12 protein-coding genes are annotated in these 15,263 nt (G+C 47.2%); 8 read left to right on the top strand and 4 right to left on the bottom strand.

The features are described 5' to 3' along the window. The first annotated feature begins 50 nt into the window (after positions 1–50). The 7 genes from upp (at position 51) to OXH18_RS04660 (ending at position 9,800) form a co-directional block, all read left to right on the top strand. Entirely contained in the window at positions 51–683 is a 633-nt protein-coding gene (gene upp, locus OXH18_RS04690) for a uracil phosphoribosyltransferase (protein WP_268611255.1), read from the top strand. A 268-nt stretch (positions 684–951) separates the two neighbouring features. Continuing rightward, positions 952–1,824, top strand: a complete 873-nt coding sequence (locus tag OXH18_RS04685; protein WP_268611254.1) for a sulfotransferase domain-containing protein — start codon at positions 952–954, stop codon at positions 1,822–1,824. Between the two features lie 46 nt (positions 1,825–1,870). Beyond that, a complete protein-coding gene (locus OXH18_RS04680; RefSeq protein WP_315874675.1) occupies positions 1,871–3,148 on the top strand; it encodes a URC4/urg3 family protein in 1,278 nt (425 codons plus the stop codon). 810 nt (positions 3,149–3,958) lie between these two features. After that, complete coding sequence (locus tag OXH18_RS04675; RefSeq protein ID WP_268611252.1) at positions 3,959–6,358, top strand: phosphoketolase family protein; 2,400 nt, start codon at positions 3,959–3,961, stop codon at positions 6,356–6,358. A 134-nt stretch (positions 6,359–6,492) separates the two neighbouring features. Next, entirely contained in the window at positions 6,493–7,530 is a 1,038-nt protein-coding gene (locus tag OXH18_RS04670) for a 2-hydroxyacid dehydrogenase (protein WP_268611251.1), read from the top strand. A 149-nt stretch (positions 7,531–7,679) separates the two neighbouring features. Then, the gene (gene eno / locus OXH18_RS04665) at positions 7,680–8,975 is read left to right on the top strand and encodes a phosphopyruvate hydratase (RefSeq protein WP_268611250.1); all 1,296 of its coding nucleotides are present in this window, start codon (positions 7,680–7,682) and stop codon (positions 8,973–8,975) included. A 120-nt stretch (positions 8,976–9,095) separates the two neighbouring features. After that, entirely contained in the window at positions 9,096–9,800 is a 705-nt protein-coding gene (locus OXH18_RS04660; RefSeq protein ID WP_268611249.1) for a 2,3-bisphosphoglycerate-dependent phosphoglycerate mutase, read from the top strand. Positions 9,801–10,016: 216 nt separating this feature from the next. Here OXH18_RS04660 and OXH18_RS04655 read toward each other — a convergent pair whose 3' ends face one another. The 3 genes from OXH18_RS04655 to OXH18_RS04645 all read right to left on the bottom strand — a co-directional run bounded on the left by OXH18_RS04655 (position 10,017) and on the right by OXH18_RS04645 (position 12,686). After that, positions 10,017–10,556: a Dps family protein gene (locus OXH18_RS04655; protein WP_268611248.1), complete on the bottom strand. Its 540-nt coding sequence runs from the start codon at positions 10,554–10,556 to the stop codon at positions 10,017–10,019. A 229-nt stretch (positions 10,557–10,785) separates the two neighbouring features. After that, a complete protein-coding gene (gene mgtE, locus OXH18_RS04650) occupies positions 10,786–12,186 on the bottom strand; it encodes a magnesium transporter (RefSeq protein WP_315874674.1) in 1,401 nt (466 codons plus the stop codon). A gap of 110 nt (positions 12,187–12,296) precedes the next feature. Continuing rightward, positions 12,297–12,686, bottom strand: a complete 390-nt coding sequence (locus tag OXH18_RS04645; protein WP_268613124.1) for an AbrB family transcriptional regulator — start codon at positions 12,684–12,686, stop codon at positions 12,297–12,299. A 475-nt stretch (positions 12,687–13,161) separates the two neighbouring features. Here OXH18_RS04645 and OXH18_RS04640 point away from each other — a divergent pair, with 475 nt between their 5' ends. Continuing rightward, the gene (locus OXH18_RS04640) at positions 13,162–13,605 is read left to right on the top strand and encodes an Rrf2 family transcriptional regulator (RefSeq protein ID WP_268611247.1); all 444 of its coding nucleotides are present in this window, start codon (positions 13,162–13,164) and stop codon (positions 13,603–13,605) included. A gap of 174 nt (positions 13,606–13,779) precedes the next feature. Here OXH18_RS04640 and OXH18_RS04635 read toward each other — a convergent pair whose 3' ends face one another. Next, complete coding sequence (locus OXH18_RS04635) at positions 13,780–14,769, bottom strand: sulfotransferase (protein WP_268611246.1); 990 nt, start codon at positions 14,767–14,769, stop codon at positions 13,780–13,782. Positions 14,770–15,263: the final 494 nt, after the last annotated feature.

Below are 15,263 nucleotides of genomic sequence, written 5' to 3'. Positions count from 1 at the left end.
GAGCGTTCTTCGATGGTATCGTAATTTACCAATCTATCTTCCAAGACCCTATGGCAGAGGTTACGGTCATTAAGCATCCCTTGGTTCAGCATAAGTTAACCTTGATGCGGCAGGCAGACACCCACACTCAAGATTTTCGCAGACTGTTGAAGGAAATCTCGATGCTGTTGGCCTACGAGGTTACTCGCGATTTGCCGTTAAAGTACGAGAAAATTCAAACACCACTAACTGAAATGGAAGCCCCCATCTTGGCAGCCGATAAAAAAATGGTGATTGTCTCGATTCTGCGGGCTGGACAAGGTTTGCTAGACGGTATGCTGGAATTGATTCCCACAGCGAAAGTAGGGCACATTGGGCTATATCGTGAACCCACGACGCTGATGGCGGTCGAGTATTATTTGAAGCTGCCGATCGATGTGGAATATCGAGATATGCTCGTGGTTGATCCCATGTTGGCAACGGGCAATTCAGCCGTAGCGGCGGTCGATCGGCTCAAAGAAACCAATCCTACTTCGATCAAATTTGTCTGCTTGTTGGCGGCTCCTGAAGGCATTCAGCACTTTCACGAACAACACCCAGATGTACCGATCTATACGGCTGCTATTGACAGGGGCTTAGATAGCCACGGTTACATTGTTCCTGGATTGGGCGATGCGGGCGATCGGCTGTATGGGACTCGGTAACTAGCTATCGTAACTTCATGCAGGAACTACAAAAACACAGTGTATTGTAAAGAAAATACAAAAACACTATCGACACTTAGGATCTTGCAGGGTAGATCCTCTAATCTTTATCGCGGATTTAAGAAGATAACCGTAATTTTGCGGTTGTTTGAGCAGGGAAACAAACAGATTAACCCCAAGCTTGAGCTTTGAGGTGACGGTTGAGCTAGCCTTCACCATGCCTTTTTATACATTGAAAGATATCGCAAGCCTACTCAAGGAGATCGCCATGCGTCTACCGGATTTTCTTATTATCGGTGCAGCCAAATCAGGTACAACAACATTATTTCGATATCTCAGTAAACATCCGCAAGTATTTGTTCCTAGGGATCGCAGAAATAAAGAACCCAATTTTTTTGGATTAGATGAAAAATATGCGAGAGGGCTAGATTACTACAGTTCGTTATTTGCAGATGCCCAACCTCACCAGATTTGTGGCGAAGCTTCAACTGATTATGCCAAATGGCCAAAGTTTCCAGAAGCAGCCTCGCGCATTGCTCAGACCCTACCGCAGGTGAAGCTGATTTATGTGATGCGCAACCCGGTCGATCGTGCCTATTCCTACTATGTGCACATCAACCGCAATCGACCTGTTGAAGAAACCTTCGAGGATTATATTTGTCGAACCACCGAAGCCCTCGATGCCAGCAACTATATGCTGCAAATTGAGCAATATTTGAAATATTTTTCCAGAGACGCCTTCCTGTTTCTATTCATGGAAGATCTGATTCAACAACCTGCGGCTGTTGTTAAGCAAGTCTGCCAGTTTTTGACAATTGACGATCGGGTTGACTGCACCTCAGAAGTGATTACAGCCAACCAAGGCAAAAAACATTTCGACGATACCATTCGCAGTAAAATTACGGCTCCACTAAAATCTATTCCTCTAGTAGCAGCTACGGCTACAAGATTGCCTCAAGGTTGGCGAGATCAGGCCTATAACTTCCTGCAAAAAACGACCTACGCTAAAGGCTTAAAGCAGCAGTATTCGCCCCATCCCATGCGTTTCGAAACACGCCAGATGTTAGTCGAAAAGTTCATGGAACCAAATCAGGCGTTGTCCAAGTTCCTCGATCGCGATTTGTCCCATTGGAATCAATAATGATCAGCATTGGTTAGTACTGTATGAGGTCAGGGGTGTGTCATCGATTCAAGCGAATCAAGCGAATCAGCCAGATCCAATAGTTCAGAGTTCTGTAGCAGAGCAGCAAGCTCTTGCCTATCTCCGCTCAACCCAAGCGATTCGCGATCGCTGCGGATTTCTGTTTGATCTGGCTTGTCAGGACAAACTCCAGTCGTTTCGCTGCAATTTGAATCAACTTGATCGAGCGGCAACCTATGTGCTTAAGGTCATGCAACAGCGCTATCCCGATTGGCAAATTCCCTTTCACAGCCGCTGGCGGCATTTTGAAGCGGGCAACTCCGATCGCATCGCCTACCTCAACACCGTGTTGGCAGGACTGTCCCCCCTGGAGCAAGCGCGCACTCAGTTTGATTTAGTCATCGTTAGTGTGTTGCTTGACGCTGGAGCCGGCCTCTCATGGCAGTACGTGGAACCAAATACCAACCAAGTATTTCGACGATCGGAGGGACTAGCGATCGCCAGTTTTCATCTATTTTTGCAGGGAGGATTTTCTAGCGATCCGAACTGCCCCCTTCAAGCGAACGCGCACGGGCTGCAAAATTTCACTGAATCAACCCTGAAACAAGGGTTCCAGGTTTCTGAACATAACCCGCTGGTTGGGGTTTCTGGCCGAGTGCAGTTAATGCAACAGTTGGGACAAGTGTTACAGCAATCACCGCTGTTGTTTGGAGCCGACAATCCGCGCCCGGGATATCTAGTAGATTATTTGATGCAGCAATCCGGAGACGGAATTTTGAGCGCACACACTGTGTTTGAAGTAGTACTAGCTGGGTTCAGCGAGATCTGGCCTGGTCGATCGAGACTGGCTTCTGTCAATTTAGGAGATGTTTGGCGTCACTCTGCCCTGCCCAAAGGTACAATGGGCGCTCAGCTTGTGCCGTTTCATAAACTATCGCAGTGGCTTACCTATTCATTGCTAGAACCGCTGCAAGCCTTGGGTTTAACCATCGTAGGACTAGACGAACTCACAGGCTTACCAGAATATCGCAATGGCGGTCTGTGCGTGGATCTGGGTCTCTTACAGCCAAAGTCAGAGGCGATTGTTACTCAGCCCCATGCGGTTGACTCGGAGGTGATTGTAGAGTGGCGAGCCTTGACCGTGATATTGATCGATCGCCTAGCCCAGACGATACGCCAGAAATTGAGCATGACGCCAGAAACGCTACCCCTTGCTAAGGTGTTAGAAGGCGGAACTTGGGCAGCAGGCCGAGCCATTGCCGCCGATCGCCGAGCCGATGGCAGACCTCCCATTCAAATCATCAGCGATGGCACGGTCTTTTAAAACAAGTAAAACAAAACGATAGGATTTGAGGGTTTGGCTCTAGATTGTTATCGTTGTTGTAGCGCAGTTTGGATATACGGTGTTTCTAATGAGAACAACATCTGGTTATTAAGCTGTTAGCCAGACAACAACCAGTTCAAAACGATCGTGCTAGGCTATAGTCAACTGTTATATTCCTCGGTAGTTAATTTCATACCTCATCCAGTTTATTGTTCAATTGATTGATTTCCACTTGGTTACGGTTCGATAGGTTTTTCTAGGTATTTGATTTCTAAATATTTGATTGTATCAATGCTAGTGATTGATTCCTTGCTACTACTAGCAGTTTAATTCTATTTTTCTCAGTATTGTTTGATACTAATTTCGCCCCTCCTAACGATAGAAATTTTAGTTGACGCTGGCACTGTTCGCTTGCAGTCCGCATCCTTCTGATTTGGGTAAGACGATCATAGGTTTGGATTCGTCGTAAGGTTCGATCAGTGAAACAAGTGCAGTATACCCTTTGATTCATGCTTGTAAAATTTATATAGGTCTAGTTTTAATGCGCTTGAGTTGCTCGATCGATTGCTCTAAGTTGAAGCAATTTTCCTAAACCGTCACAATTGGTTAGCAGAGCGAATCCTCTTAAATGATTATTAATGTTTACGTTCTCTGCTCAAAAAATTTGGTCAGGAAAAAGCGCCTTCAACGTCGAATTCTTGCGAAATCCTTAAGAAGGTTTCCCATGTACTTGCTAACTCCTTGGAAAGTATTTTAGATTCGTCCACATCAGCCGCGAACGAAACTATTGACAAAGGTAATACTGACATCATGGTTGTTGCAATTCCCCCTGAAACCAAAGCTTTATCAAACGAAGAATTGCAGAAAATGCACGCCTTTTGGCGAGCCTGCAACTATTTAGCCGTTGGCATGATTTATTTGAAAGATAATCCGCTTTTAAAAGAGCCTTTGAAGCCTGAGCATGTTAAAAAGCGGCTTTTGGGGCATTGGGGATCTAGCCCGGGCCTCAGCTTTATCTATGTTCACCTCAATCGCATCATCAAAAAATACGACCAAAGTATGGTCTATGTGGCTGGCCCCGGTCATGGTGCGCCTGGCATCCTAGGTCCAGTTTATCTAGAAGGCACCTATTCAGAGGTTTATCCTGATAAAAGCGAAGACACCGAAGGGCTGAAAAAATTCTTCAAGCAGTTTTCCTTCCCCGGTGGCATTGGTAGCCACTGCACACCCGAAACCCCCGGATCAATTCATGAAGGTGGCGAGTTGGGCTATAGCCTCTCTCACTCGTTTGGCATCGCGTTTGACAATCCAGAGACGATCGTCGCCTGTGTCATTGGTGATGGCGAGGCAGAAACTGGCCCCTTAGCCACCGCTTGGCACGCCAATAAGTTTCTCAACCCGATTCGCGATGGTGCTGTGTTGCCAATTCTGCACCTCAATGGCTATAAAATTGCCAACCCCACCATTCTGGCGCGCATCAGCCATGAGGAACTAGAGTCGTTGTTCAAAGGTTATGGCTATAAGCCCTACTTTGTCGAAGGGGCTGATCCAGAATACATGCACCAAGCTATGGCTGCTACCCTGGATACGGTCATTACCGAAATTAGAGAAATTCAGCAAGAAGCCCGCAGCACTGGCGTTGCCAAGCGCCCGATGTGGCCCATGATTGTGCTGCGATCGCCCAAAGGTTGGACAGGTCCAGCAGCCGTAGATGGTCACAAAACAGAGAATTTTTGGCGATCGCACCAGGTTCCCTTAGCGGGAATGCACAATAATCCAGAGCATCTACAGATGCTGGAAAGCTGGCTGCGCAGTTATAAGCCTGAAGAATTGTTCGACGAAAACGGCACATTGGTTCCTGAACTCAAAGACCTTGCACCCACAGGAAATCGCCGGATGGGAGCCAACCCGATCACCAACGGAGGCTTGTTGCGGCGGGAACTCAGAATGCCCGACTTCCGCAACTACGCGGTGGATGTACCGCAACCCGGCAAAGTTGAGTCCGAGAACACTCGTCCTTTGGGGGCGCTGCTGCGGGACGTAATGAAGTACAACATGACCAACTTCCGCATGTTTGGCCCAGACGAAACTGCTTCTAACCGCCTGCAAGCTGTCTATGAGGTCAGCAAGAAAACCTGGATGGCAGAAATGTTCCCCGAAGACTTGGACGGTAGCGAACTTTCCACGGATGGGCGCGTTATGGAAATGTTGAGCGAGCACACGCTGCTCGGCTGCATGGAAGGATACTTGCTATCGGGACGGCATGGATTTTTCCACACCTACGAAGCCTTTGCTCATGTTATTGACTCGATGTTTAACCAACATGCTAAGTGGCTGGACATCAGCAAGCGCGAGATTCCTTGGCGTGCGCCTGTTTCGTCTTGGAATGTGTTGCTCTCTTCGACGGTCTGGCGGCAAGATCACAATGGCTTTTCTCACCAAGATCCCGGATTTGTTGATCTGGTTACCAACAAAAGTGCTGAAGTGGTGCGCATCTATTTCCCACCCGATGCTAACTGCTTGCTGTCGGTGGCCAGTCACTGCCTGCGCAGCACAGACTATACCAACATCATCGTGTCTGACAAGCAGAAGCATTTGCAGTATTTGAACATGGAAGAAGCGATCAAACACTGCACCAAGGGCATCGGCATTTGGGATTGGGCCAGTAATGACGATTGTGGGGTTGAACCCGACGAACCTGATGTGATTATGGCAAGCTGTGGTGATATTCCTACCAAGGAAGCCCTGGCGGCTACAGCCATTCTGCGCGAAGAGTTTCCGGAGTTAAAGGTACGGTTCATTAATGTGGTCGATTTGATGACCCTCCAGCCAGAGACCGAGCATCCCCACGGCTTGTCGAACCGCGAGTTTGACACACTGTTTACTCCTGATAAGCCCGTGATGTTCAACTTCCATGGCTATCCCTGGTTGATTCACAAGCTGTGCTATCGGCGCAGCAACCAAGAGCGCATTCATGTGCGGGGTTACAAGGAAAAAGGCAACATCAACACGCCCTTAGAGTTGGCCATCAACAACCAAATCGATCGCTTCAACCTAGTCATTGATGTGATCGATCGGGTGCCGTCATTGGGGTCGAGAGGGGCCCATGTACGCGAACGGATGAAAAACGCCATTATCGATAGCTGTAGCTATGCTTACGAGCATGGCAACGATCGCGATGAAATTACCCATTGGCAGTGGCCCTACTAAGCTAGTGCGGGTAAGTGGGGGTTGGGAATTAGGGATCGGGGACTGGGGATTCGCTCGGAGTGATTCGGATGAATTACCCATTACCCATCCCCCATTACCCGTTTTTGTGTCCAATTCCCCACAACTCAAAACCAATGAAAATTGCATTTTTCAACACAAAACCCTACGATCGCCAGTTTTTTGAGGCCGCAAACGCCAGCCACGGTCACGAATTTACTTTTTTTGAATGCCACCTCACGCCTGAAACAGCCCCGTCGGCGGTTGGCCATCCGGCTGTTTGTGTGTTTATCAACGACAAAGTTGATGCAGATGTTCTACGCACCTTAGCCGCTAATGGCACACATTTGGTTGCGCTGCGCTCGGCTGGATTTAACAACGTTGATTTGGTGGCAGCCGAGGAGCTAGGCATAACTGTTGTGCGGGTACCTGCCTATTCTCCCTATGCTGTTGCGGAATTTGCGGCAGGGCTGGTGCTAATGTTAAACCGCAAGCTGTACAAAGCCTATAACCGAGTTCGAGATGATAATTTTGCGCTAGATGGATTGCTGGGCTTTGATTTGCATGGTTCGACGATCGGAGTAGTGGGAACAGGCAAAATCGGACAGTGTTTTGCCCAAATTATGAAAGGATTTGGCTGCCACTTACTGGGCTATGACGTGTACGAAAGCCCAGCCTGCATTGAACTGGGTTTGACCTATGTAACGTTACCGGAATTGTTGTCCAATTCGGACGTTGTTTCCTTACACTGCCCATTGTTACCAGACACCTATCACCTCATCAACGCCGATTCAATTCAGCAGATGAAGCCGGGCGTCATGCTAATTAACACTAGCCGGGGAGGACTAGTCGATACTCGTGCAGTAATTGAGGGCATCAAGTCGGGACAGATTGGCTACTTTGGCACGGATGTGTACGAGGAAGAAGCCGATCTGTTTTTTGAAGATCTATCCAGCACCATTATTCAAGACGACGTGTTTCAACTGTTGCAGTCGTTTCCTAATGTGGTGATCACAGCACACCAAGGTTTCTTTACGCGCAATGCCCTGAAGGCGATCGCGGAAACGACCCTTGCTAACATCACTGACATTGAACAAGGGCGGGTTTGTTGCAATCAGATTAAAGCCGAAGAAAAAGTAGTGACTAAAACACCTGCATGCGCCATAGACCGCTAGGGTTTGCATGAATGTGGCGATTTTGCCATGGCTGGGCTGTGGGTTTCCTGAAGCGAGTGTATGAAGCGAGTGTACTCAGTCCATCGGTTACGCTCTCACCCAATTTCACCAGCTAATCCTTTACTCACTCAATCAGTAGGAAAAGAATTATGAGCGCTATTCAAACAATTCACGCTAGAGAAATTTTAGATTCACGGGGCAACCCCACTGTGGAAGTAGACGTGGTGTTAGAGGACGGCAGCAAAGGTCGGGCGGCGGTTCCGTCTGGTGCATCGACTGGTATTCGCGAAGCCGTAGAATTACGAGATGGGGATTCGGTCCGCTATGGCGGTAAAGGGGTGCTGAAGGCGGTAGCCAATGTCAATGAAACGATCGCCCCAGCCCTCAAAGGTATGAGCGCCACCAATCAAGCGGCTGTGGATGACAAAATGCTGGAAATGGACGGCACTGAGTTCAAATCCACATTGGGCGCAAATGCAATTCTGGGGGTTTCCATGGCGGTAGTGCGGGCGGCAGCAACGTCCAAAGGATTGCCAGTGTATCAATATTTAGGGGGGGATAGTGCCTATTTACTGCCTGTGCCTTGTTTCAACATTCTGAATGGCGGTGCTCATGCCGACAACAGCGTTGATTTTCAAGAGTTCATGATTGCACCCGTAGGAGCGTCTACGTTTGGGGAGGCTTTGCGGATGGGGGCAGAAGTTTATCACGCGCTTAAGTCGATTCTGAAGCAAAAGGGCTATGCCACAGGGGTTGGCGATGAGGGTGGGTTTGCCCCGAACCTAACATCGAATCAGGAAGCCCTCGATGTGATCATGGAAGGTATCACTAAAACGGGACTGAAACCCGGTGATGAGGTGGCTCTCGTACTTGATCCTGCTGTCAGCGAACTGTATCAGGAAGATGGTAGCTATTTGTTCTACAAGTCTGACCAAAGCAAAAAGTCGTCAGATGAACTAATTGATTTGTGGGAAAGCTGGGTCAACCAATTTCCGATCGTTTCAATTGAAGATGGGTTAGGCGAAAAAGATTGGGATGGCTGGCAGCGCTTAACTAAACGGTTGGGCGATCGGATTCAGCTAGTGGGCGATGATGCATTTGTCACCAATCCCAGCATTATCAAACAAGCAATTGCCGATGGCGTGGGCAATTCGTCGCTAATCAAGGTGAATCAAATTGGTTCTGTTACCGAGACGTTGAACGCCATCAAAATCTCCCATGAAGCAGGCTATACCTGCATGGTCAGCCATCGATCGGGCGAAACCCCTGATGATTTCATTGCCGATTTGGTTGTTGCAACAGCCACTGGACAAATTAAGTCGGGTGCACCTTGTCGAGGTGAGCGTCTTGCTAAGTATAACCAACTGCTGCGCATTGAAGAAGAATTGGGTAGCAAAGCCCAGTATGCTGGCATGGCTGCGTTTAAGCGGAAGCAGCTTGCTTAACAGGCGCTTTGAAACCAGGTTTCCTAGTTGCTAAGGATCGCATACTGCCTACAAACGTCTTCAAGGATTTGGCGATCGTCCAAATTAACGATATTCCTAATTCAAAACAAGGAAGCTACCATGTCTAAACTTATTATGCTGCGCCATGGACAAAGTCTGTGGAACGCAGCCAATCGCTTTACTGGATGGGTGGATGTACCGTTGAGTGAACGCGGCCGGGCTGAAGCGACGATCGCCTCCTGCAAAATTCGAGATGCCGGATTGACTGTGGATGTTTGCTTTACCAGTATGCTGATTCGCGCGATGGAAACCGCGATTGTGGTTATGACCGAATGCGATGAAATTCGCCAAGGCAAAATCCCCATTGTCCAACACGCCACCGATGATCCCAATTGGCACGGTTGGAACAAGTATTACAGCGATCCAGATAAGGAAATTCCTATCTTTCCAACTCCGGCTCTCGATGAACGCTACTATGGGGAACTTCAAGGTTTAAATAAAGCCGAAACTGCCGAAAAGTATGGCAAGGAACAAGTGCACATTTGGCGACGATCTTTTTCAGAAAAACCTCCCGGTGGAGAGAGTTTAGAAGATACGATGCATCGATCGGTTCCCTTTTTTCGCGATCGAATTTTGGCTCACCTTAAGCAAGGAGATGATGTATTGATTGCCGCCCATGGTAATTCGTTGCGTTCAATCATCATGTACTTAGATGAACTCAGTCCGGATGAAGTCGTGAAGCTGGAACTGGCAACTGGTGTGCCGATCGTGTATGATATCGACGCCGAGGGTCAGGTTGTTACGAAGCAGATTTTGGATAGCTGATTTCGACCAGCGCTGGTTGAAGTCGATCGCCAAACTACACAAACCCGTACTGATGAAATCGATTTAGCACCATAAATCCAATCAACAAATCCAAATTCAACTAACAACAGGCAGCAGGAAACAGAATGCTACTCTTCCCGCTGCCTATTCTTATTCGGGTTGGTCTTCTAAAAGGTAAGTAATCCTCACGCAGTCAGACTACTAATGAGTCTAGAACTACGCCTTCACTGGTACTTTGGACTTGCCAGTAGATAGTTTCCCATCTGCTTTCAGATCCTCACCTTCAATGAAAGAACGAAGCATCCAAGCCATCTCTTCATGCTGTTCCATCAAACCTGTGAGGAAATCAGCCGTACCTTCGTCATGGAAATCATCGCTGCACTGATCAACATGCTCACGCAAGTTGCGGATCACCTGTTCATGATCGTCTGCCAAGCGGGAGACCATCTCGGTCGCCATAGGAATATCCCCACCATGCTCCTTGATGCTGGCTAGTTCTAGGAATCCTTCTGCCGTTCCTACCGGGTAGCCACCTAACGCTCGAACACGCTCTGCGATGCTATCGATGTTTTCGGTGAGTGCTTGGTACTGTTCCTCCCACAACTCGTGGAGGCTGCGAAACTGAGGACCAACAACGTCCCAGTGATACTTCTTCGTTTTAATCAATAACAAATAAGCGTCTGCCAAGTCGCGATTCAGCAATTCAATAACGCCTTGGCGTTGTTCTTCGGAAAGACCAATGTTAATGGTTCGCATGATGTTTAATCTTCTCCAATCGCTCCACTCCTTAGTGGACCAGATTTACCCTGCAAAAAGCATCAATCAATGGAGAGATTCAAATCTCGATCGATCGTCCTTGATTTCTACTTTAAGAAGTAGAGACAGGGAAAGATGAGCGCGGATGGTGACTGATGAGGAGGTTTAAAGAGTCCCCGATCGCAATTGTGTCTGTTGTGGTTACTGATGGTGGTTACTGAATATCTAATTACTGAATATCTAAAATGAGCCGAGCCGTGTTGAGATAGATCAACACTCCTAACACATCCACCGCTGTGGTAATGAACGGAGCCGACATCAGAGCCGGATCAAGACCCAAAAATTGAAACAGAAACGGCAAGGCCGATCCTGCCACCGAGGCCAGCACCGCAATGGCAATTAAGCTGATGCCAACCGCGATCGCCACCACCAAATTGCCTTGTAGCACATAGGCCCACACAAATACCACAATTCCCAACATCAGTCCTAGGAGTAGGCCCGCGATCGTCTCACGCCCTACGATCGTTAGGGTTGTTTTCCTGCCAATTTCATCAGTGTTTAGCCCGCGAATTACCACCGTTGAGGATTGGGCCCCCACATTGCCACCTGTGCCAATCAATAGAGGAATAAACGCCGCCAATGCTACTACTTGTTGCAAAACGTCCTCTTGACTGCGAATCACGGCTGAAGTGACTGTATTTGTAATCAGAAGTACAAATAGCCAAACTACACGCCGCCGAGCGACCGTCAACAAACTTGTTTGGAAGTAGCTATCGGCTCCGGACTGTACTCCTCCCAGGGTGTAAATATCCTCTGTTGTTTCTTCTTCTAGTACATCAATGACATCATCGACTGTAATGATGCCAACAAATCGCTGCTCGGTATCTACTACTGGAACTGCCAAAAAATCATAGCGTTGAATGAGCCGAGCGACTTCTTCTTGATCGGTATCAGTTTGAACAGACACCACCTCTCTGACCATGATGTCACCGATCGTTTGATCAGGTTGGGCTGTCACCAGCGCTCGCAACGACAAAATCCCAGTCAGCCGCCGAGCACTATCAGTGACATACAGGTAATAGATGGTTTCACTGGCATTTGCCAGTCTCCGGATTCGCTCTAGTGCCTGAGCAATTGTCCAGTTTTCTTTCAGTGAAATATATTCGGGCGTCATGATTCGCCCGGCGGTTCCAGCTTCGTACCCCAGCAGCAATGCGGTTGCAGTTCGCTCTTCGGGGCTTAACTGAGCCAATAACTGGCTGACGACTTTGGCAGGCAGTTCGTCAAACAACCGTGCTCGATCGTCAGGTGACATCTTATCGACAATGTCCAATACATCCTGACGCTTGAATTCCTCAATTAAGCTTTGTTGAACCGTTGAATCAAGATGTTCATAGACTTCGATCGCCTCCCCTTTAGATAACAAACGAAAGGCAATTACCTGCATGGGTTCTGGCAACCCTTCGATCGCTTCGGCCACATCGGCGGGTTGCACTGGGATCAACAACGCTTTCGCCCCTGGAAAGTTGTTTTGTTCCAAGAGCATTTCTAGCTGCGAGCGCACTAACTCGCGCAATTCTCGACGGGAGATTGCCGTTGTTGTGATGGTTAGGTCTTGATCTTCGTTCAGTGTCAATGTCTTGACCCAGTTAAGGACGGAGCGTTAGAAAAAAGCAAAAGCTGTTTAGAAAATATTAACTGGGTTCGGTAACGACGTATCCTCTCGATCGGAGTTGTTTTCTAATCGGTATCTTCTTCGGAATCCAGTTGCCTGAGGCGAATGTGCTTACGCCCTAGGGAAATTTCAAACTCATCTCCTGGTTTCAAGTCCATTTGCTTAGTGTAGGCAGCGCCAATTAACAAGTTGCCGTTCGCTTGAACGGTGATCCGATAACTGGCACTTCTACCGCCGCGACCATTGCCTGACTGTTTACCATCTAGTTCAATTTCCTTCGCTTCGAGAAGGGCATTGTAAAACTTCATCATGTTAACACGCTCTACACCTCCCTTTGTGATGGTATAGTAACCACATTCTTTGGCTTTTTCTTCTTTGCTTAGATGCTCTAACTCCTTCACTTTAGCTAGAAGCGCATCACCGGTGAGGGGTTCATTCTTCTTCTTCTTAGTCATCATCGAATCAAGTAAATCACTGAAAATCTGTGAGTATTGAGCGGCTGATAATTGCTACGAAGATGTCTATCTTTTGCTTGATTTCAGCTTTAAGCTTATACTACCTCGACAATTATACTTTTTTCATCTTTTTTGTCACCATCAATAGAATCATTTAGAGGCAGTTGTTTGCAACTAAGATATGTGATCACTGTTTAGGTTACCGCGTCATCGTTGACTGTTTGTCATGAAAGGTTGATCAATCACCGCCAATCAAGTTAGTTTGATCACAGGTAAAGCGTTACTGAAAATCGCTCAATTCTTGATACTCCAAACGAGTCGATCGTTGCTCAAGGATTGACAAGTAAATAAGAGGTCATTGAAAGGTCGTTGAAATGCAAACCAGTCAATTGATCCAGTGCACCAAAAATCAGCTAGAAGACTACTAGGAAACGCTCCAACCAAAATTAAACGGGGGTTAGTACCCTAAGCACCGATGAAATTAACAACTCGTGGACATTACAGTGTAAAAGCCTTGCTGGATTTAAGCCTGCAACCAAACTATGGCCCTACTTCTGTAAAAGCGATCGCGCAACGGCAAGACCTGCCTGCACCGTATCTAGAGAAGCTTTTGATTGAATTGAGACGAGCGAAATTAGTTGAATCAATTCGAGGTGCACAAGGTGGTTATCGGTTAGCTCAAGCGCCCAATCAAATTTCCCTCGGACAAATTCTAGAAGCAGTAGGTGAAACAATTGATCCGCTACCAAAGCATTTTCCTGAGGCTGACCAGGCCGAAGATTGGGTAACGTATACGGTCTGGTATCGGTTGCACCAAAAACTCAAGGAAGCTTTATACAGTATTACTCTAGAAGATCTCTATTACGATGCTCGCAGTTGGCAAGCGATTCAAGGCGAGGCCGGAAGTTTTGTAGTGTGATTCTGAATAGGTATCGGCTTGTTTCTTCATCCGCTTTGGTTGAAGGTTGGTTGAGCAGATGCCACAGAAAAACAAGGCCCGATCATCGATCGAACCTTGCCCCGTGCTTTTCAATGGATTGAAGCGACACCACTATCCACACAACAAGACACAACAAGATATTGTGTCAATAATTTAGACAACTGATAGCAATCGTAGATGGTCGTAGTTTTCCCACCAATGGCACACAAAGCTACCGTCTACAACCCGCTTAATTGCGTCCAATTGATCAGCGCTTAGCTTACTTTGCCAGGTACTTGCAATTGAACTAGACTGAGATGACCCTTGCACCACCTTTTGTTCAATCTCATCTGTCCAAGGTAATTGACATTTTTGATAGAGTAGCTTTGTCACCGCCACTGGATCGCTCACTAAGTCTTCGTAGATGACACGCACATAATTTGAACGTCCAGCCCCAGTTGAATCGATCGTTTCGCTAGTATATCGCCAGTACCACAACTCCGATTCATCAACGGTCATGATGTCGATGTGATTGAGTAAGGAGCGCCAATGGGTATCAAATTCTGCAACCCGGTGCAGGCGTTGATGATTATCTTGTTTTAACTGTTCAGGATCTTGAGTTTTAGAATAGCGGCTTTTCCAAGAATGCAAAAATCCGCCAGGATGCCTCACAATGTGAATCACTAGAACGTTAGGTCGGTTTTGTAATACCCAACTTGCCCAACCTGGAACTTGATTTAATTTAAAAACTGGAAGTGCCTGCTTTAGTTTTTGTAAATCTAGTAACCAACTGGGAACTGCCCAATCTAATTGCCGAAATTCTGGATTTAGGCTTGTTAACCATTGTCGTCGTTGCCTGCCTGCTAATAAAAACAGCCCCCCTGGAACACGAGGCTGATGGATATAAAATTTATGTTCTAAATTCAATCGATCGCGATCGCCCATCCGCATTGCCGCCGCCGCAATGGCACTATCCCACGCTTGCGCAAACTCTGGTTCCAAGGTGTTACGAACAGTGGCGGATGGTAACTCGGTCAATGGTGACGGAGGCAACTTATTTGCTTCATTCCGGCAATAGGTTTGAGTACTTAAATCCAACAGATCAAGCAACCAATTTGTTCCAGAACGACCTTGTCCAACAATCAGGACATAGTCTGGTCTCATGGGAATACCTCAAAATAGATAAGATGCAGAAGATTCGATGAGCAGTCAAACCAATCACCCTGTATCAATAGTTGACTTAGGTGATTGATACAATTGACTGATTTATTGACCAATTTATTAGCCTCCTTTGTCAATTCGACGGCATGAGACTTTTTATTCTTTTCTAGTAAATCAAGATACGATGAAGCTGTAGCTCACTGCTGGAATTTATGTCAGTGAGCTTTCTAATCATCAAATCCCTCTAGAGGAACGAGGACTACCTTCAACGCTGCCTCCTGTGAAGCCACAGTGAAGGGGTGTTCGAGGCCATGGCTCGATTGAATAACCAAGTCTGGTTTCATATAGTTGACACTTTCCCTAATTATTCGCGACAATGAATCTCTGACCATTTACCCCGCTCGGATCAGGTCTTCAAAGGCATGAACGGTTTTGAGTGGTAAGGAGCAGGACTAGGCAGAACTTTTTCCTCTGTTTAGATGCTCGTGGCTCAAGGC

The organism is Thermocoleostomius sinensis A174 (assembly GCF_026802175.1).
Lineage (GTDB): Bacteria > Cyanobacteriota > Cyanobacteriia > Elainellales > Elainellaceae > Thermocoleostomius > Thermocoleostomius sinensis.
This window is presented reverse-complemented; position numbering and strand designations above follow the sequence as displayed.